General features: G+C 68.4%; 9 protein-coding genes. 1 reads left to right on the forward strand and 8 read right to left on the reverse strand.

The window, feature by feature from the left end:
- Positions 1 to 84: 84 nt before the first annotated feature.
- The gene (locus ABD116_RS08095; protein ID WP_343966502.1) at positions 85 to 834 is read left to right on the forward strand and encodes a FadR/GntR family transcriptional regulator; all 750 of its coding nucleotides are present in this window, start codon (positions 85 to 87) and stop codon (positions 832 to 834) included.
- On the opposite strand, the gene ABD116_RS08100 is transcribed toward ABD116_RS08095, so the two are convergent.
- From ABD116_RS08100 to ABD116_RS08135, 8 genes are all read right to left on the reverse strand, one after another.
- Positions 835 to 1839: a type IV toxin-antitoxin system AbiEi family antitoxin domain-containing protein gene (locus ABD116_RS08100; RefSeq protein ID WP_343966504.1), complete on the reverse strand. Its 1005-nt coding sequence runs from the start codon at positions 1837 to 1839 to the stop codon at positions 835 to 837. It abuts the gene before it with no gap.
- 170 nt (positions 1840 to 2009) lie between these two features.
- On the reverse strand, positions 2010 to 2510 hold the full coding sequence (locus ABD116_RS08105; protein WP_343966506.1) for a hypothetical protein: 501 nt from the start codon (positions 2508 to 2510) through the stop codon (positions 2010 to 2012).
- 92 nt (positions 2511 to 2602) lie between these two features.
- On the reverse strand, positions 2603 to 3022 hold the full coding sequence (locus ABD116_RS08110; RefSeq protein WP_343966508.1) for a hypothetical protein: 420 nt from the start codon (positions 3020 to 3022) through the stop codon (positions 2603 to 2605).
- Positions 3019 to 8682, reverse strand: coding sequence for an RHS repeat-associated core domain-containing protein (locus ABD116_RS08115; RefSeq protein WP_343966510.1), 5664 nt, complete (start codon positions 8680 to 8682; stop codon positions 3019 to 3021). Before ABD116_RS08115 ends, ABD116_RS08110 begins: the two co-directional genes overlap by 4 nt.
- 25 nt (positions 8683 to 8707) lie before the next feature.
- Positions 8708 to 15358 carry a LamG domain-containing protein gene (locus ABD116_RS08120; protein ID WP_343966512.1) on the reverse strand — a complete coding sequence of 2217 codons (6651 nt, stop codon included), beginning with the start codon at positions 15356 to 15358 and terminating at the stop codon, positions 8708 to 8710.
- 168 nt (positions 15359 to 15526) lie between these two features.
- Positions 15527 to 17146 (reverse strand): amidase, encoded by a 1620-nt coding sequence (locus ABD116_RS08125; protein ID WP_343966514.1) that lies wholly within the window; start codon positions 17144 to 17146, stop codon positions 15527 to 15529.
- Positions 17146 to 17448, reverse strand: a complete 303-nt coding sequence (locus ABD116_RS08130; RefSeq protein WP_343966516.1) for a hypothetical protein — start codon at positions 17446 to 17448, stop codon at positions 17146 to 17148. The genes ABD116_RS08125 and ABD116_RS08130 overlap by 1 nt, the downstream gene beginning before the upstream one ends.
- Before the next feature lie 405 nt (positions 17449 to 17853).
- Positions 17854 to 20496 (reverse strand): MXAN_6230/SCO0854 family RING domain-containing protein, encoded by a 2643-nt coding sequence (locus ABD116_RS08135; RefSeq protein WP_343966518.1) that lies wholly within the window; start codon positions 20494 to 20496, stop codon positions 17854 to 17856.
- Between the last annotated feature and the right edge of the window lie 406 nt (positions 20497 to 20902).

Below are 20902 nucleotides of genomic sequence, written 5' to 3' on the forward strand. Positions count from 1 at the left end.
AACTGGTCAGACCAGTGGACTAGGTATGAATAGGCCACTAGGTTTGTCGCTACCGAACGGACTGTCAAGCGATCGAGGTGACCGATGCCGAATTTCCAGCCGGTGCAGACGGTCCGCGCGTACCAGCGGATCGTCGAGCAGATCGAGGACGCGCTGGCCGACGGCTCACTGGTTCCCGGTCAGCGGCTGCCCAGCGAGCGCGAACTCGTCAGCCAGTTCGCCGTCAGCCGGTCGACCGTGCGCGAGGCGCTCAGGGTGCTGGAGAGCAACGGCGTCGTCCGCTCCCGGCCGGGCGACCCGAACGGCCCGGAGATCCTGCCGTTCTCCCAGGCCCCGCTGCGCAAGCAGATGACCCGGCTGGCCCGCGTCGACGAGCTGACACTGAGCGAGCTGATCGCCTTCCGGATGATCATGGACGGCGCGGCGATCCAGCTCGCCTCCCGGCTGCGCACCGACGAGCAACTCGTCGAGGTGGAGCAGACCCTGGTCGCCATGCGGGCGGCGATCGACGTCGACTTCGCCGCGTTCAGCGAGGCCGACGTCGCCTTCCACGAGGCAGTCGCGCGAGTCAGCCGCAACTCCCTGCTCCAGACCTGCAACGAGGTCGTGCGCGGCGTAGTACTGAGCCTGATCTCGGACAAGATCGCCCACGCGACCAACAGCCGCGCCCTCATGCTCGAGTCCCTACGCCACCACACCGAGGTAGTCGAGGCCATCCGAGCCGGCAACGGCCACGCCGCCGCCCGCCTGACGCGCCAAAACCTCTACGACTACTACGCCACCTACGTCCCAGCCCCCGAACGTGACCCCCTCCGAGCGCTGATCGACGACTGACTAGCGACTTGTTCGGCGGCTGACGCCCTGCAGGTTGCCAGCGGCCGAAAGAACTGCGTTCGACCGCCTTCGGGACCGGTCGCGCGCCTGGGCCACGCGGACAGTGAAGGCGGCGGGGGCGGAGAGATCCGGCCAAGTGGCTCGGACGACCTCGTAGCCGAGATCGCGGAGGGCATCTTCGCGGGCCTTCTCCAGTACCAACGGAGCCGAACCCTTGCCGGCGTACTTCAGCGCACCGTCGAACTCCACGATGACGCCCCACTCCTCGAACAGAAAGTCGACTCGTCCCACCAGGCGACCTGACAGGTCTCGGATTTCGGCCTGCAGGCGGGGCTTGGGCAATCCCAGGTCTGCCATCAACACCCGAAGGCGTGACTCACCCGCGGATTCGGAGCGTCCGTCGCCGAACTGCACCGCTCGGGTCGCGGTGCCGATGCCCGTCCGACCACCGAAGAGGCCCAGCGCCTCCGACAACTGCGCGATTGTCGCGAGTTCTCGCCGCAGCGCTTCGTCAACGACCGAGACAGCCACCGGGTACGACGTACCGCGGATCGCCTCGACGACCGATCGCGGTGCCGGTGTCAGGCAGACCCCCTCGACCTCGACCGGATCCAGGACCGGCGGCCGCGGCGCGTGCTGACACATCCATCTGGTCGAGCGGCCGAGCCTCGCGAGATTGGTGAGGTGTACGCGGCTCAGGTCGAGATCGCCGATCTGGACACCGTGCAATAAGAGAGCCGACTGATGACTCAGAACTGCCCCGCCGCCGGCCTGATGGTAAGCGGCTTTCGCAGTACGAACATGTCGCCAGATCCTTTGATCCCAGGACGCCAGCAAGTCGTAGTCGACACCGACCTCCGCGTACACCCCGCGGAACAGCCTGACCCAGCTGCCGTCCTTGATCCGCAGGTGGATGTCGTCGTCCGAGTACCCGGCCGCCAGCACGTCCGCGCGATCGAACCAGCCACCACGCCTCGCCGCAACCGTCGAAAGTTTCAAGTTCATGCCCCACAACATGCACCCGAACCCCGCGCCCTCCACCCCCAAACCTCCACCCCTGTGGACAACCGGGCCCGCTGCCGCACACTACCCGCAGGGCGAACGCTGTTTCTTCGGCGGCTGGCGGCCTGTAGGGCGTCAGCGGCCGAAGAACGCGTCAGTGGCTGCCGGATCGGCTAGTCCGCGTGTTCCAGGACCCGGATTCGGGGGACTTTCAGTTCCTTGCGGGCGTTGGTGGGCCAGTTGGAGCAGAGGAAGCGGGCTACCGTTTCGGGCCAGGCGACGACCACTACTTCTTGGCTCTTGGTGCTGTTGACCAGGGTTTTCAGGGCTAGGAGGATCTCGCCGTGGGTGATGGAGACGTTGACCCGGCAGTTGTTGTGGGCGCGGAGTCTTCTGGAGCTGTGTTCGATCACCGAGGCCAGGTCGAACTGGGGGTCGGCCAGGGCGGTCGCGGTTGTGGTGCGGCCGGGACTGGTACCGGCGGACAGGCCGGCGACGTCCGCGAAGCTGGAGCCCAGCAACGCCATCGGGCCGCCGATGCCCTCAGTGGGGTGACTGGAGACGAGGACGTGATAGTCGACCGTCTCCTCGAGCCTTGCATGCAGGGCGGCGACCCTTCTTGCGTCGCCCTCGCTCATCTCACGTTCGATGAGCACCACCACGTCGTACGTCATTCGTGGCTCCCTTCGCCACTTCCTTTGTAACCCCGCGCGCCAGCTTGTGCAGGCATGATCGCCGGGTTCGCGACAGAAAAGTCACAGAACTCTCATACCGACCGGTCCTGGCCGAGCCGCTTGCGGGTGCTCCCGACGAGCCGCATGAAGTCCGGATCCAGCGCGGCCAGCGCGGGTCCGAAGCCGTCCTGCTCCAGCATCCGGACGATGTTGCGGTCGATCGTCTCCCAGCGCCAGTCACCGTCCGCCTCACGCACGAGCTGCCCGAGCACACCCAGGCAGCGTCGTACGACCCCCTCCGACCCAGGCAGGGAGCGCCGGAGCAGGTCCAGATAGAGCGCGTCGGCCACCTCGGCGTACCCCGGCGGCATCAGCTCCCGGCTGTACCGGATGGCGTCCTCCACTTCCTTCGCCAGCAAGCCGGCAAGGAGCGGACGCGCCTCCGGTACAGCCATCCAGAGCCGATCAGCGAGGTCCGAGCCGAGGCTCAGCGCCATCCGGGCGTCGGTCAAGCCACCCCTCCGACCTGCGGATTCAGGTACTGGTCACAGATGCCGGCCATGTCGAACACACAGAACCCTTCCATCATCTGCTGCTTCGGGCTCGCTCCGGGCGTCGGGCCCCGGAAGATGTCGATGGCTATCGGTACCACGGACAGGAAGCCCATTCCCCGCAGGAACCCACGGGTCGTCGCGCCCTTGTTCTTGTAGACCGGACTCCGGCCGACCGGATTCTCCGGCTTGTAGTACTGCGCGTCGGTGACCTTGGTGTAGGCCATCTTCTCGGACGCCTTCTTCAACGGCTGCTCGAACTGGTCCTTGCGCCCCGGCTGCGAGTTCGTCGTCCGGGTCACGACGCCACGGCTGTCGGGCTGGTTGAGCGCACCCCACAACTCCTTGGCCTCGTTGATCGCGATGTTGCGTTCCTCCCCGCTCAGTAGCGAGCCACCCTTGCCGCGGGCGATGTCGTCCTCGTCGATCAGGTCCACCAGGCCGGCGAAGTCCTGCGCGACCGACACGTCGTGGTAGATGCCGTGCGTCGCCCGGCCGGTCAGCAACTCGTTGCGCAACGCGTCAGCGCTCTTGCCGCTGCCGATCCAGTTCTTGTCGCTCACCTCGGCGTAGATGTGGTTGAGATGGTTCTGCAGCTTCTGGTTGGTGACAGTGGGCTTCGGCGCCTTCGGCTTCTGCTGGATGTCCGGGATCTCGATGACCGTGGCAGGGGTCGGCGGAGGCGGCGGTGGTCCCGCGTGACCGCAGATGCAGAAGCTGCGACCACTGGGATCCGAGTACGTGACCGGGTTGTTGTTGGAGTACGAGTACCCCTGCAGTTGCTGCGGGTCGGCCAGATCCATCACCGGGTCGACCGTGATGAACCGCCCCGTCGACGCCTCGTACTCCCGGGCGCCCAGATGGGTCAGGGCAGTGCTGTCGTCCTCTGTACCGCCGACGAAGCCCTTGCTCCCCGGGAAGTCGACCTCACTCCCCCGGGTCTCACCGAACGGTGTCTGCCACCGCCGGACCACTGCCTGCGAGTCGGCGCCGATCGCGATCGTCCCGGTGCCCTGGTGGTCGGAAGCGGTCCAGGTCAGGCCGGCCCCCGTACGGACGGCGATCGATTCGCCGGCGTGGCTGTAGTACCTGGTTGCGCGCAGTTGTCCGGTGGCCTCGTCGAGCCGCAGCTCCTCGCCGTTCAGGTAGAGCGTGCGCGCGCCCGGGTCGCGGCGGACCAGCCGGTTGCCGTCCGGGTCGTAGAGGAAGGTACTGCTCTTCCCCGCCTGGGTTGCCTTGGCCAGGTGGCCCTCGACGTCCCACTCCAGCGTCTGGCTGGTACCGGCCACCTTCCGCGAGGTGGTGTTCCCGGCGACGTCATACCCATAGTCGTCAACACGATCCGCGCCAGTGCCGGTCGTAGTGACCGAGTTCAGTCCATGCGGCCGATCGGCGCCCGCAGCCGGGTAGGCGTAGGTCTGGGTCGTGTTGCCGCCAGCAGCGTGCACGGTCTTGGTCTTGCGATTGCCGGTCGCGTCATAGCTGAACGATTGCCAGTACGGCGCCGGCCCGGCGAGCGCGGCCGTCGAGGGGTCATCACTGCAGCCACCACCCGGCGTCCAGGCTTCAGTGAGTCTCCGGAGGTAGTCGTACCGGAAGCACTGCACGTCGGCCGGCTTGTCCATCGCGGTATCCGAGATGGAGGTGATGTTGCCCGCCGGGTCGCGCTGGTAGTTGAGGTCAGCCTGCATCGGCTGGGTGACCTCGGCGTCGACGATCGTCCGGTTGAGCCGGCGGCTGCTGTCGTCGTAGTAGTTCGACAGCCAGGCCCGCTTGTCCCCTTCACCGAGCTGCATCCGCTGGAGCTCGCCGTACCGGGTGTACTCCGTGTTCTGCGCGTACTCCACAGTCGACCCGCCCATGCCGCCGTACGTGCGCAGCGGATGGCCGAGGTCGTCATACGTGTGGTTGAGCGTCTCCGCCGCCAGGTCACCGGCAGCCGGGTACGTCGTACTCGCCAGCGACCCATCAGCGTTGTACTTGCTCGTGCTGGCGTAGGACCCGGCCAGCTGCCCCTCTGCCTCGGGGATCGTGATCGTGGTCGTCGAGGGCTGATCCAGAGCGGTATAGGCATCGACGGAGACGGAGTATGCCTGCCCGTTGTCGTACCGGGTGGCAGTCGCCAGCTGTCCCTTGCCGTACAGCGCCGTGTCGTATGTCCACTTCGACAGCACCGTGCCGTCCGCGCTCCCCGACCGGACCGCCAGCCGCCGGCCGAGCGGGTCGTAGCTGGTGAACAACTTGTTGCCCCTGGCATCGGTCAGCTGGGTGAGCTGCCCGGCCGCGTCGTAGACCATCGTCGACGCGCCCTTGTCCGGGTCGTCCGTCCGGACCTGGTTGCCAGCCAGGTCGTACTTGTACCGCCACGTGTTGCCGGCCGGGTCCTGGACCGTGCTGAGCTTGCCCGTCCGCGTGTAGGCGAACTTCGTCGTGTCGAAGCTGGTCGCCGTCTTGTGCTGCCGGTACTCGACCGTCTGCCCACGAGCGTCGAAGATCGAGGTGGTCGGGGTGTCCCCCTGCGGCGGTGTCACGCTGACCCCGTCACCCTCGTACTTCGTCGTCGTCCGCCACTTCTCCTGCACCCCGGCCTGGTAGATCCGGGCGACCGTGCGACCGGCGCCGTCGTACTCCGTGACCGAGAGCCCCGGCACATCGGCGTCACTCGACGTCCACAGCTCCGCGTCGACCGCGCCGTCGTTGTAGTACGGCTGGGTCTGCTTCCAGATCCGCCCCTGCGAGTCGTACCGGGTGTCCGTGATCAGGCGCCCGCCACCCACCGCCGGCGCCTGGGTCTGCCGCAGTCGCAGCAGCCCGTCGTAGAGCTGGTTGGTCGTGACGAAGCGATTGTTCGGGCCGAGCGTCGTCTCGGTGACGACGGTCGGCGCGTCGTTGCGGTACTGGTAGCTGAAGGTCTGGCTGGCCGGGAAGTTCGACCGCGGCCGGTTGGCAGGCCAGATGGCGATGACCCGGCCGAGTGCATCCACACTTGTCTCGGTCTTGCGCTGGTTCGCGTTCACCGTGAGCACGCCCAGGCCCCAGGCGGGGTCCAGCGTGGTCGTCGTGGCGAATCCGGCGGGGTCGGTGATCACCGTCTTGGTCGCCGGGCCGCCGGTCGCCGGGGTGTAGACGGTCGTGGTCACCCGATCGAGGGCGTCGGACTTCGCCGTCTCCCGGCCGTACACGTCGTACGTGGTCGTCGAGGTCGAGTACGACGCCGGTCCCGTGGCCGGCCGGTCCACGAGCCGCTCGACCTTGGTCGCGTTCCCGACCGTCGGTACTACGCCACGTGCGTGGCCGTCATAGCTGGTGTAGACGTCGGAGACCGCGTCGTCCGGGAACACCGGCGTCTTGTCGCAGGCGACCGAGACCGTCTCGGCCCGCGACGGAAGGTCCATCAGCCAGAGGTCGCGGTTGCGGACGTACGTCGTACGGACGCATTTGTCGTCGTCGGCCTTGGTGACATCGCCCAGGTCGTTGACCTCGATCGGGACACCGAGCTCGTCGTACTTCGTCTCCGTCTTCGTCGTCAGCCAGCCGCGATCGTTGTCGAGCGCGGTCATCGTGCGCGACGACGCGGAGTCGACGATGTAGGACTTGAAGTCGCCCCGGATCGCCGTCGGACCCTGCCACACCGGTTCGTTGATCGTCTTGCTGACCACCTGGCCGGTGTCGCCGAGGTAGCTGATCGTCTCCAGCAGGAAGCCCTGCAGCCAGTCCTCGTCGTGATGCGTGCCGTTCTCGGAGTCCTTGACGTCCACGGTGCGCGTGCCGTTGGCGAGGTGGTCGCCGTTCATCCCGCGGTAGAACCGCTGCTCGGTGACGACCTGCGGCCCGGACGGGTCGTCGGCCGTGCCCTTGCGGATCTTGACCCGCCCGAAACCACGGAACTCGTTCCAGGTCTTCTTGTCGGCCGGCACGAACTCCGAGTCGTCGTAGTGCCAGGCGGCGCCGTCGAGGTACTCGTAGCTGGTGATCTGCATCGGGTTGGAGCTGATCCGGTCCGACTCGGTCACCGACGCCACGACGTACTTGTTGAAGTAGTCCGTCCGCTCGGCGTGGTTCTTCTTCGTCCACCGGACCGGGAAGCACCGCAGGGTGTTCGTCTCGGCGTTGGTGGGCGGCGCCAGGCAGTCCGGCGCCGCGTAGTTGATCGAGGTCACGCCGCCGGTCTCGGAGACGATGCCGGTGATCCGGTAGCGGATGATCGGCGCGAGGTCGTCGGCCTGGTAGACGCGGTTGGCCAGCTTCGCGCCCTCGAAGGTGACCGGCGGCAGCTCGACCGGGGTCGCCCCGGCGAGGCCGGTGTGCTTGATCGACTTCAGCCAGAGCGCTGCCTTGCCGCCGTCACCGGGGTCGGGGAACTGCTGGTCGAGGGTCCACCGATCCACCTCACCCCACGACGATCCACGCCAGATCGAGGTGGTGATCGTCGACAGCCGCTGGGTGCTCCAGAAGGTCGGCCAGTAGTGGTCCTTGCAGGTGGCAGCGTCGCAGCGGTCCTCGAGGGCGACGTCCGGGAAGTTCTCCGGCTTGTCCAGCGTGCACGTGCTACCGGGGACACACCGGTACGCCGTTGCGAAGTCGACCCGCCCGGTCGGCTGGCTCGACGCGCTGGTGTGCAGGCCGTACTCGATGTTCTTCAGCCAGCCGCCGCGGACGTACTCGACGCCGGGGTCCTTCAGGTTCTGGCCGTACTTGTTGGTCTCGGTCTCGTAGTTGTAGAGCATCACGTTGCCGTGCGGGTCGACGACCTTGTCGAGGTTCCATCGCCAGGCCTGCTTGCAGGACGACTTGTCGAAGGTGTCCCCGTGACAGGGCTCGCCGGTGTCGTCGCCGTACACGGGAACGGTCCAGGTCGACTTGGAATCGGACCGGGAGCCGAAGTAGTACTGCGTCCCGTCGGTCCCGGTGATCCGCCAGTACTCGCCGTCGGCGTCGGTGTTCGAAGCGCCGGTCAGCCGCTCGATCCGGGCGCCGTCGTCGCGCTTGTTGCGCCAGCCGTCCTTGCCCAGGATCAGGGTGCCGCCACCGCCGCCGTACGACGCGGTCGCGTTGTCCGATCGCCAGCACAGGTCGGGGGTGTTCTGCCCCTTGGTGCTGCCCTCCTTGTCGTCGGCGCAGCCGCCGTAGGAGCGCTCGACGAAGCCGGGGTCGAGCGACCAGCCGTCGCCGACCCAGGAGGCCTGGTTGTTGGTCGCGCTCGTCCGTCCGTCGACGGCCGACGAGGCGTAGCTCAGGGCGAGGTTCGGCTCCAGACCGCCCGGCGCGGGCGGTACCCGCAACGGGTAGTTCCAGGTGAAGTCACCGGTCTGCGCGGCGACGTCCCAGGTCGCCGAGGGAGCCAGCGGCGTCGCACCCGACGTGCTGCCACCCTCCTTGGCGCTCCCCGCCGCGGGCTGATCGCCGTGCAGCTGGCGGCTGGTGGCTTCGTCCACCGGCCGCGGTGCCATCGACTGCTTGCCGGCCGGTACGGACGGGACGTTCGTCAACGGGACGGTCGGTCCGGTGGCCGCCGCGGCGATCGACGGACCGGCCGCCTGGGTCACCCCGACCGCCACCATGATCGAGGCCATCGTCAGCGCGACCGATTTCTGGGCGCGCGACAGTCTGATACGGCGCATGTTCTTCCTTCCGGCGAGACGCTGGTCAGGCGAAGATCGGGGCAGTGGCGGGCAGCGTGGTGAGGACGAAACCGAGCTGCTTGTCGAGCGTGAAGCCCTCACAGTTCTGCTGGAGGGAGACGAACTTCTCCCCGTTGATCGCACACCGGTAGATCGGCTGGCTGGTCAGCCCGGCCGGTGCCGCCGGCCAGATGTTGCCGGTGGCACCCAGTACGGTCTTGCCCTCGCAGTCGGCCTGGTCGGACAGGAAGTTGTCGACCCCGTCCCGGCAGGCCATCAGCGGTTGCGTTCCAGCAGTGGCTGCCTTGGCCAACCAGCCTTGCGGGCCCTCGAAGCGGTAGCCCGGATTGACGTCGAACGTAGTACTGAGGTGGTCGACAGCGGTCGGACTGTTGTACCTGGCCAGCCGCCCGTAGGCAAGCGTGTAGCCAAGTACCTCGGTCTGCGTCCCGAGCCCCTCGCAGTCGGACTGGAGCGAGTCGATGCCCGAACTGCAGTGGTACAGCGGCAGCGTCGACAGGTTGGTCGGCTTCACGGTGTACACCCGGCCGAAGTCCAGCACCTTGGTGTTCTCCCCCGCCGCCACCGGCGCTCCGAGCGACCGCTCGAAGTGGTAGCCGGCCCGGACCGGAGCATCGGTGCTCCCGGTGTAGCGATCCCCGGCCGCGTTCAGGAACCGGGCGATCTGACCACCGGGCGGCTGCGGATACACCGCCCGCAAGGCGATCTCGTCATCGGTGACGATCCCCTGCTCGGTCCGTACCTCGTCGATCAGGCCGGTGAAGTAGTCGGCCGGTGCTCCGTTGACCTTGGCCCGGCCGATCGTCAGACCGCCCCAGGCGTTCAGCACGGTCACGTCGTCCTTCGTACCGGCCAGCTCGCCGTTGACGTACAACCGCAACTGGTGCGCCGCGTAGTCGTTCACCGCGACGAGATGCGTCCACTGGTTCAGCACCGCCGGCTTCGCGGCCACCGCGTACTTCGAGGCCGCCCCGTCCGCATCCTGATCCGGCGTACCGAAGACCCAGCGCGCCTGTCCCGGCCGGTACTGCAGGACGAACCCGCTCATCCGGTCGCCGTCCTGGGCCATCACCGTGGCGACCTTGTCGGCACGCGTCAGCTTGGCCCAGGCCGAGACGGTGTAGCTGTCCCGGGGCGGAGCGTTCCAGTACTGCGCGGTCGCAGCACTCGCGCCGTCGAGTTGAAGCGCCTGCCCACCGACCTGGCCGACCGGGTACGCCGGCGTGCCGCTGGTCGTCGTGGGGTTGTTGCGGAACGACCAGTCCCGGGCGGTGCCGTCGTCGAAGCGCCAGAAGCCCATCATCGCGGCCGCCGGGGCGTCATGCACCTTGCGCATCTCCCCGTCGGACAGTGCCCGGTTGTACAACTGGACCTCGTCGATGCCCCGCGGGAAGTAGTCGACCGGCCCACCGTTCCACTTGCCCCGGCCGATCGTCGTCGCACCCGTGGAAGCCAGCGGGGTGACCCCGACCTGGGCCGCGGACAGCGCTCCGTTGACATACAACTTGAGTTGCTTGAGCCCCGCGTCGTACACGAGACCGACGTGGGTCCACAGCCCGTTGGAGACTTCCTGTGCCGACGTCAGCAGCACGTTGGCGGGGTTGTCCTGGTCAGCCGAGGGGACGATGACCGCCCAGCGGTTGAACTGGCTGTTGTACTGCATGAGGAAGCTGCTGACCCGGTTGCCGTCCTGGGCGACGATCGTCCGGTTGCCCTGGCCGGGAAGGGTCAGGTAGACCCACGCGGAGACGGAGAAGCTCTGCGCGGTGTTGAGCACCGGCGCTGCCGTCTCGGCGTACCCGCTGGTGCCGTCGAGCCAGCCGCTCGCCCCGGTCCGGCCGCCGGTCCAGCCGGTGCCGCCCTTCATGGTCGCCGTCTTCCCGTTGCCCGAGGCATCGGCGATGGTCGTGCCGGTGCCCTCGTCGAACTTCCAGTACGCCGCCGGGTCCTTCGGCGCGACCGGCGTACCGCCACCAACCAGCGGGTACGACGCGTACAGCGCCTCGATCCGCGACTTGTCCAGCCCACCGGTGTAGACCCGGACGTCGTCGATCTGCCCCGGCCAGTACTCCGCGGCTGCGCCGTCCACCCGGCCCCGGCCGAGCTGCAGCCCGCCCGTCGCCTTCCACGGCTGATTCAGTGTGCCGTCGCCCTGCCGGGTCGCGTTGACGTACAGCCAGATCTGCTGCGCCTTCGCGTCGTAGACGCCGACCAGATGCACCCAGTTGTCGAGGTCGGACTGCACCGCCGAGACGGCCGCCTTCGTCACCGTGCCGTCGGCCTCCGGCATCTCGAACGTCCAGGCGCCGAACAGGTTGTTGTCGACGTCGGTCACATGGCCGAGCCGGAACTTGCTGGTCGCACCGCCGTCGAGGCTGACCGCGGTGAGCCGGCACTGGAACTCGGCACCGGGGTCGCAGATCTTGCGGAGCTTGACGAACGCCGAGACGGTGAAGCTCTTCGAGGTGTCCACGTCCACACCGGTCGTGGTGGCCGAGTCGTCCACTCCGTCGAAGTCGAGTGCGTTGCCCAGGTGCCCGGCCACGTGGCTCGCTCCGGTCAGTGTACCGGCGCGGGCGCCGACCGAGTCTGCCGCGGCGGTACCGCTCGGCTCGTCCAGACGCCAGTTGTGCGCCAGGGTCAGATCCCGCCCGGCCATCGCGCGGATCTCGTCGGCGAACAGCACCCGGCTGTAGACGTTGACGTCATCGATGGAACCCGGGAAGAAGTCGACCTTGTCCCCGTTGCCCCAGGTGGCCCGGCCGATCTGGACAGGTCCGGCCGCATAGTCCCAGGTGTGCTTGTAGGCCTGGGTCCCGGCGAGCACGCCGTTCACGTAGATCGAGATCAGTCCAGCTGACGCGTCGTACACGCCGGCCAGGTGAGTCCACGCCCCCAGCTGCGGAGCCGGTCCGGTCGCTCGGGTCTCGGTGCAGTTCCAGCTGGCGTCGCAGCTGCGCATCGCGACCACCCACTTCTTGTCCCAGGCCAGGTGCATGTTGAAGGCACTGATCCGGCCCGCGTCCTGGGAGACCACCGCGGCACCGTGGGCGTCGGAGTCGAGCCGCACCCAGGCGGTGGCCGAGAAGCTCTGCTTCAGGTCGAGAGCCGCCGGCGCGGAGACGTGCGCGGTCGTGCCGTTCAGCTTCAGCGACAGGTCGCTCGGCGCGGGGTTGGCCGTCTGGCCACCGGCCCAGGCGACGCCGTCGCCGAGGGTTCCGTTCAGCGCCGGGGTCCGGCCGGAGGTGTCGTTCGCGTTGCCGTCGAGTTTCCAGCTGCCGGCCATGACGTTGCTTCGGGCAACAATTCCCTGGAGCTCGGACTCGGACAGCTCACGGTTGTAGGCACGCAGGTCGTCGACCGAGCCCAGCCAAGGACCGGTCAGGGTGCCACCCCACTTGCCCCGGCCGACGGTCAGCGGCCCGGTCGCGTTGAAGCCGGCGGTCTGCGCGACGGTACCGGCGAGCTTGCCGTCGACGTACAGCTTGATCTGGTGGGCCTGCGCGTCGTAGACACCAGCCAGGTGGGTCCAGACGTTGAGCTTCGCCGTCACGTTGGACAGCACCTGGGCATCGGCCGCACGCGGTGTGCCGGTGTCCGCCGATGGGGAGAGGAACTCCCACTTGCCGACGCCGCTCACGGTGCGATAGCTGAAGAAGAACGCGCTGTTCACGCTCCCCTCGGCCGACATCGCCACCAGGGCCTGGCCCTCCGGCGGCGCCTGGGTCAGCTTCACCCAACCGCCGACGGTGTAGCTCTGGTCGGTCCGCATGACCGGTCCGCTGGTCGCGGCGAAGCTGGTGATGTCGCCATCCAGCTGTACTGCGCCACCCACGGCACCGCCGCTCGTCGGACCGGTCAGCGTCGCGTGGCCGTTGAGCACCAGGTCAGAGCCGCCGTCGACGTCGTTGCGGGCGGTGGTACCGGGCAGGTCGTCGAACTTCCACTGGCCGGTACGGACGTTGTCGCGACCGACCGAGGCGCGGACATCGGCGTCGGTCAGCGCCCGGTCGAAGACCTGCACCTCGTCGATCGAGCCCTTGAACCAGTCGCCGAAGTTGCCGTTCCACTTGTCCCGGCCGATCGTCAGCGGACCGCTCGCGTGCCAGGCGTAGTTGGCCGGTACCGGCGCTTCGCTGACCTTGGCGCCGTTGATGTACAGCCGCAGCTTGTTGGCCTGCTTGTCGTAGACGCCGGTCACCTGACTCCAGGCACCGATCGGCAGCGCCGGCCCCTGGGCCCAGACCGCGTTCGGGCTGTCCTTGTCCTCGCTGGTCAGCTGGAAGGTCGTCTTCTCACCCTCCGCGCGGTAGTTCAGGTAGAACGAGCTGACCCGATCGCCTTCCTGGGTGGCGATCGCGGCCACCCCGTCGGTGACCGGCAGCGACTCCGGCTTGACCCAGGCGGACACCGAGAAGCTCTGGTCGGTACGGACCGCGCTCGGTGCTGAGACCGAGTCGTCGAGCCCGTCCAGCCGGATCGCGTTGCCGAGCGCGCCGGTACCGTACGTCGGTCCGCCGGACAGCGTCCCGTCGTGGTCACCGAGGAACGCGGTGTCGTCCGCGTTCCCGTCGAACGGGTACTGCGAGTACGCGCCGTTGCCGGCCCGGACGTAGATGTGATGGGTGGTGACGGGGCTCTTGTTGCCGGCCCGATCGACGCTCTGCACGAAGATGTCCTGCGGACCGTCGAAGTCCGGGGTGAACGTCGCAGTCGCCGGTCCACCCAGCGCGCCGGTCGCATCGACCGAGTTGTCCGGCGGGTTGACCGTTCCCCACAGGTAATGGTCGACGTCCGCCGTGCCCGCGTCGGGCAGGGGCTGCGATGTGCGCTCGAAGGTCAGCGTGTCCGGTACGCCGACGCCGCCGTGCCAGCGGTTGTCCTGACGGTAGAGCCCGGCACTCACCTTCGGTCCCGAGGACGGCGCCGTCTTGTCGACGATGAACGGACCCGGCCCGTGCACGAAGGCGCTGGACGCCAGCCGCTGGCCGTTGTCCTCATTGGTGTCCCAGCCGCGGACGTACCACTCCATCGTCTTGCCGTCAGTCAGGTTGACCGTGGTGTCATGCGTCGCGCCGTTGGCCTGCAGGCTTCCGTACCGCGTCTCGAGGGCGCCGTTGGTGTAGATGTCCCACTGCGGCAGCACGCTGTTGCCGTCCGGGTCGGACAGCCCGGCGATCAGCCGGATCGAGTTGCCGGCGAAGTACTGCTTGCCCGCGCACCACTTGCAGGGGCTGGCCAGCGCGGGGTCGGTACGGACCGAGCCGGGCGTGTTCGGGGACGCGTTGAACCTGATCCGCAGCTTCGTGGACGCCGGGTCGTACTTGCGCCAGAACGACGAGTCGCCCTCGTTGCCGGCCTGGATGTAGTACGTCGACAGTCCACCGGGGTTGATCTGGTTCGTCGGCAGCCCGAAGGAGAACGGCTTCCAGCCGCCACAGCCGCCGTTGTCGTTCGCGCGGGGCGCTGAGGCGCCGGCGATCTCGGGACCCTGCGGCATGTTGTTCCAGGTCGTACCGCCGCCGACCGCACCGCTGACGTGCAGCGTGTGCCAGCTGTCGGTGCAGTTGCCGCTGTGCACCACGGCCGTGTCGAGCCAGACGCCCATGATCGCCTTGCCCTGCAGGATTCCGCCCGCGCCGGTGTCGAACTGGAAGTACGAGCGCGCGGTCCCGATGCCGTTGCAGCCGCTGAAGTTGCACAGACCGACCTGGGCGACCGTGTTGCCGCCGGGGCTGGTGTTCGGATAGGCAGTGCCTGCCTTGCCGGAGACGACCGAGGTCCAGAAGTTCTTGTCGTAGGTGGCCCAGTTCGGGTCGACAGTGATCGGGAACTTCGCCTTCGGATCGGTCATCAGCTTCAGGTCCGGGGTGAGGGCGAGCTGGCCGGCCTTGATCTCGACCTTCGCGACCGAGCGCAGCGTGCCGGCGTCCCACATCGCCGACGGCGGTGCGGTGAACGCGATCTGCCCCTTGGCGTCCTTGGCCTCCAGACCCCCGGTCTTCGTCGTCGCGACCGTCAGGCCGGTCGTCTTCAGACCGAGCTCGACGCGGGTCAGCTTCTTGGCCGCTTCCGCGTTCTTGACGACGAGGTGCTGCGTGTAGCCGGAGGCCTCGGCGGTCATCACGAGGTCGACGCCGGGGAGGACTTCCTTGTACGTCGCAGTTGCGCCTTCGAGGTCTGGTGTCGGCAGGTTTGCCGGCCAGGTCAACGCCAGGCGCTTGCCGTCCTTGCCGAAGGCCACCAGCGGGGTCGTCTTGCCGCCGCCGGAGAAGCTGACGTCGAGGGTCGCCGCCTTGGGGCCGACCGAGCCGTCGGTACGGCGTACCAGGTCCGTCTCGACGCCGACCCAGGAGTCGCCCCGCTTGACCCGCACGGGGACCGGCGACAGCTCGAGGTTCATCGCGCCGGTCGGGTCGGCGAAGACGGTCTGCTTCTCGGTCCGGAGGTTGGTGACCTCGACCTTGGAACCCTGCCGGCGAGCGGCCGACCGGGCACCCTGGACGTCGGGTGCACCGGCGACCGCCTTCGGCTTCGGCGCCGTCGCCGCCCCGGCGGTTTGGACGATCGGTGCCATCGGCAACAGCGCTGCCAGCATCGCCACGGTGATCGCTCCGGCGACGCGCCTGCCCAGATATCCCTGCAACGGACCCACGGCCCACCCCTCCAGTCACGGCAGGCTGTCACCCCGACAGCCATCGCCGGAGAGGACGCTAGATGGGCGAGGACCGCGGCGCATCACATTCGACCGACGCTGAAAGGGGGACCGTCGGCAATCGATATCCGGCGCTGCTACCTCACGTCCGGCTCCGAGTTGCGGGCGCTACTGCATCAGGTCCGGGACCTCCTCCGCGCGGATCCGGCCACGGTCCTGGCCGATCGTCCTCGCCCGTGCCCCGCCCTGCTGCTCCCCCGGACGGACGCCTTGCGGGTCTTGAGGTCGCCGGTGGTGCCAGTCGGTGAGCGCCTGGTAGGCGGCCGCGACGGCCAGCAACCGCTCCTCGCCGAACGGCTTGCCGCCCAGAATCGTGCCGATCGGTACTCCGGCCGAGCTGAACCCGATCGGTAGGGCCAGCTCAGGGAGGCCGATCGAGTCGAACGGGTTGGGACTGGTCTGCACCACGACATCGCACTGCGCGAACAGGTCGTCGAGCACCCGTCGGAGCAGGAGCACCTTCGCGCGCTGGCCGATCAGGTATTCGTCGGCGCCGAGCAGCGCGCCCTGGAGCCAGCCCGTCACCGAGACGCCGAAGCCACGCAGGTCGGCGCGCAGCATCGGGAGGAACGGCTCGCTGCGTTCGGGGAGCCGGACGTTGTTGAAGGCGGCGTTGGTCAGGACGTCCCATTCGTCGGGCAGGGTGACGTCGACGACGCGGAGGTCCTGGACGTCGGCCAGGGTGTCGAGGGCGGCTCGGCGGGCCGCTGCCACCTCGGTGGTTCCCGCGGTGAAGCCGGGGATGACGCCGACCCTGGTCTTCCAACGGACGCGGACTTTACGGTTTCGGAGTACGGGGGTGGCTGCGGTGATCAGGTCGGGGACCGGCGGGAGGCCCTGGGTGCGGGGATCGTTCGGGTCTTCGCCGGCCATCGTCGTGAGCATGATCGCCGCGTCCATCGCGTCGCGGGCGAGCGGGCCGGGGTGGTCGCGGGTGTAGCTGAGCGGGACGATGCCGTGCAGGGAGACGCGGCCCATCGTTGGTTTGAGGCCGGTCAGGTTCTGCGCGTTCGACGGCGCGATGATCGAGCCGCCGGTTTGGGTGCCGACGCTCGAGGTCGCCATCCGGGAGGCGACGGCGGTGGCGGATCCGGAGGACGAGCCGCCTGGGTCGGTGCTCGGGTTGCCCGGCGTCCAGGCGTTGACCGTGGTGATCCGGCCGTCGGGTGTGGTCGCGCGGGTGGTGGCCAGCGGACCCATCTGGGTCTTGCCGATGACGATGGCGCCGGCCGCTTTGAGTCTGGTCACGGCGGTGGCGTCGAAGGGCGGGACGAACTTCTCGAACAGGTAGGAGTTGGCCGTGGTCGGGATGCCGCGGGTGTAGTAGTTGTCCTTGATCGCCAGCGGGATGCCGTGGAGTGCGCTTCTGCCGCGACCGAGCTGCTTGGCGCGGGCGAGGGCCTCGTCGGCGAGGACGAGGTTGAACGCCTGGTAGATGCCGTCGTATGAGCCGATGCGGGCGAGGTACGCCTCGAGCAGCTTCTCGGGCTTGAGGCGGCCGGTGCGGATGAGGGTGGCGGCCTCGGCGATGGTCAGCTCGGTGACGTCTAGTTGCGCTTCCGGCCGGACGGTGGCGGTGGCGGTGTCTTGTGTCGGCGTGGTGGGCGGGCCGGCGTACGCGATCTCTGGGAGCGCGACGGTGCCGACGGTTGCGACGGCTGCGAGGGCGCTGGCGCGGTGGAGGAAGGAGCGGCGATCGACGCGGGTGTCCTGCGGGGCGTCTTCCATCAGGACTGCCGTTTGATGTCGATGGACGGGTAGAGCGAGGGCGGCGAGAGTTGCTGGGCCAGTGCGGCCCGGTCCTCATCACCGTCCAGGCCCGGTACGGCGAATTGGTACGCGGCTAATGGGGCGACGGTCGTCCGGACGAAGCTGCGGAGGCCGGCCAGCGCGGTGTCGCGGCCGGGGCTGCCTGTCTCGGGGTCCGGCTGGGTGCCGGGTGGGAGCTGATCGAGATCGATGCCGAGGGAGGCGAGACGCGCGCGGATCATCACGTCCAGCTCGGCGTCGGTGGGTTGGCTCAACGTCACCGGAGTACTCCTCAAGTCTGCGGCGGAAACCTGCAGACTCGTTATGTCACGACATGTGAGTCCCCAGGTTTCGCTGACGTCGCGGCGGTGTTAAGGGTGCACGGGAAAGTCTGCTGTCCGGAGGGAGGGACCGCCAGCCCATCAATCGAGCCCACCTTGCCATCGGCACCGCCGTCCGGCAGGCATCGAGCTGCCCCATTGATGGCCTGGCGGTTCTGCCCCGCCGTCAGGACCCTGTCGGGCCGCTGACCAACCGGGGGCAAGCAGGCGCGGTCACCATGGCCGCAATCGAGCAGACCACCCGCCAGAACGGCGAGTCACGCCTACTCGGTCACTCCCGGCGGCAGGCGCCGCGCCCCCAAACGCTCGACGCCCGCCGTCCCCATCGCTTGGCTGAGCTTGTAGTCAGTGGGTCGGGAGGGTGGCTCGGGTGTCCGGAGCGAGGGTGGTGAGCAGGTGGGAGGCGTCGATCAGGTTGAGGTTGGCCGGGTCGAGCAGGTGGGGGTGGAGGGCGTAGACCTCGGCGCCTGATTTGGGGTCGATGTCGCCGTTGACGACCGCGGCGAAGTCGGCGCGGTTGGCGGCGTCGAGGTCCCAGTGGCGGTCGGGCTCCAGGCGCGCGGTCAAGCGGCGGGCGAAGCCGGCGACGTCCTCGGTGCCGCCGCGCAGGTAGCCGACGATCGAGTTGTCGGCGCAGCGGACGACCACCTCGTTGGTACGGGCGGCGGCATGCCAGCAGGACAGCTCCCACAGGCTGACCCGATCGCCTGCACCGTGGACTTCCTCCATCGCCGCGGCCATCAGCGCGATGTGACCGCCGTACCGCGCGATGTTGTGCCCGTACCCGGCTGCGCTGAGGTTGACGTCGTACCAGCGAAGCTCCTTCGTCCGCAGGTCGATGCCGAACGGCAGCAGGATCTTCGCCGGCCCGGTCAGGTCGAACCGCTCCTCCACCGCCACCGGATCGAACAACCCCGACGGCTGCCGCATCACCCCGACGAAGCCACGCTCCAGATGCTCGAAGGCGACGTCGTTGTAGCTGAACACCACCGGCAGCACGTACCGGCCGCCAACCCGCTGCACCGCGACGAGATCCAGGTCGACGAACTCGGTCGCCCCCAGCGGCAGCGGCGCCGACGTCAGATCACCCGAGTGCACCAACGCGTCCTGATCGAACCGGTACCGCGTGTAGTCGCACAGCCCGACGAACGCCCAGTCCTCATCGAACACCGCCACCGAGAGATCCAGATCGACGCGCCGCCCCTCGGGCTCGACCCAGTGCAGGAAGAGCCGCAGCAGGTCGTCCTCCGGAATCGGCTGCGAACTCCCTCGGGTCATCCGCAGCAACGACGAGGACGCGCTCCGCTCCGACCCCGGCGCCGAGAGCCGGGACAACTCCTCATCCAGGAACGCCCGGCGCACCCGCGGCAAAGCCGTTGCCCGACGCAACAACTCCCCCACCAGTACGCCGCCCAGCGCCGCGGCCAGCTCGGCCGGCAACGGCTCCCGCTCGTCCACCGCGGTCCAGATCCGCGTCGCTCCCCCGCGCGGAAAGAACAGTCGCAGATCGCCCGGCGGCGTACGAACCTGGCCGAGCGCAGCCGTCAACACGACCGGCGAAACATCCGACACAGCGGTCGCGGCAGCCTCGACCAACGTCGCCTGCGAATCCCCTTCCACCACCCGAGCCAGTTGCACCAACCGCCGCAACATCTCCCCCGGCCTGGCCCGCAACAACTCCAACGCCAGCTCGGGCCGCCCATAAGCGAACGCCCCTTCAACCCGACTCGCGAAGGTGCTCATCACAAGCTTGCTGTCTTCGAGCCGGATCAGCGGATGACGAGCTGCCTCACCCAGCACGGCGCGCCCGGCTGGGGTCGTCGCGTCGAGTTTCGTCTTGCGCAGGACCGCGAAGGCAAGCGCAGCCGTTGGATAGCTCGCGGCGAACTCGAACGGGTGCAGGTTCTCCGCGAGCCGCTTCCACGCGCGCTCGTGCCGCAGCATGTCCTCGACGAGCAACTCGACCGGCAACCGATCCAGCCGCCCCAGCACCGTACGCCGAACCGCCCGAGGCAACGATCGCCGTCGCACCGGCGGCGTCCGCAACCCGGGATCCGCCCCCATCAGTGCGTACAGCAACCGCAGCGCATCCGTCGCCGTCTGCACCAGTTCGTCAACCAACGCAGGGAATCGCGGCATCAACTCCGCCAGCACGACCGCCCGCGTCTCGCGCACCGGAATCACGTCCGGCAACCAACTCGGATCCGCCTCAGCCAGCAACACGGTCAGATCCAACCGGTCGCGCGCCGACAAGGGAGCCCGCCGCGCAAGCAACTCACCCGCCGTACTCCGCACAGCATCCGCCGGCGCAAGCGACAACAACCGCAGTCGCTCAGCCCGCGCAGACCCCGGGCCCGACCCGGACCCTGACGTCGAACCCAAGCCCGAGCCCCGCCCAGACGCCGAGCCCGACCTTGACGCCGAGCCAGATCCCGACGTCGGAGGCTCGTTGGACAAAGGCTCGAGGAAGGGGTCGCTGAGGTTGATGCGGCGGAGGCAGAGTGGGCAGGCGCTGAAGTCGGCGCCGTCCCAGCACGACCAGCAGACCAGATGCGCGCACGGCGAGACCGGGTGGACCGTCTTCGCCTCGCCGCACAACACGCATGGCTGCTCCGGCTCCTGCAGCAACCGGGCGAAGACCCGATCGATGTAGAAGGTCTCCGTATTGCCCGGCACGCTCTCGGGGAACCCACGGAAGAGCGGCACCTGAGACGCGCTCGCACCCGACTCCTCGTCGAGCAGCTCGAGCACGGCTTTGCCGAGGCCGGCCAGCGCGAGCGGGCTCAGGCCGGCGCAGTGGCGATAGAGGTCGGCGGACAGCAGCAGCCCGCGCTGGATGAGGTCGGCCTGCAACGCGGTCAGCCCGGCCTGGGTGCTCAACGGGTGCCGGAGCCACTGCCAGGCGGATCGGCGTACCGACGGGGTGAGCCGGCCCGCGTCGACCAGCCGTCGGCGGCGCAACAGCAGCGCGGCCACAGAGTCAGGCACGGCGAGCCTCCCCGAGGCGCCCGAACGGCGGGCGAAAGCGTCACGGACATGAGCGCCAGGGGCGGAGAGCGGACGCGCTACATGCCTGGTGAAGGAGAAGGAAGCACGTCCAGGAGCCGCCCCTGGCAATCAGAACGCTACCGGGCCCCACCGACAGTTTCTGTGGCCCATCCGGGAAGAAAGTCACCGGACATGAAAGAGGTCCGGCACCAGGGTCGGGGCCGCCCCGCCCAGACCCCGGTACCAGACATCACCAGGATAGAGCGGCCGGACAAGGAGTGCTGCACCGGCTGCCACTTTTGACACTGATCTGCCCCTTCAAACGCCTGAATTCTGCACACCAGTGCCACCGCTGGTACTGACCAGTGACCGAGTGCTCGCTCACCGCAGCCAACCGCCGCGCGCG

It is taken from the genome of Kribbella koreensis, from assembly GCF_039525325.1.
Lineage (GTDB): Bacteria > Actinomycetota > Actinomycetes > Propionibacteriales > Kribbellaceae > Kribbella > Kribbella koreensis.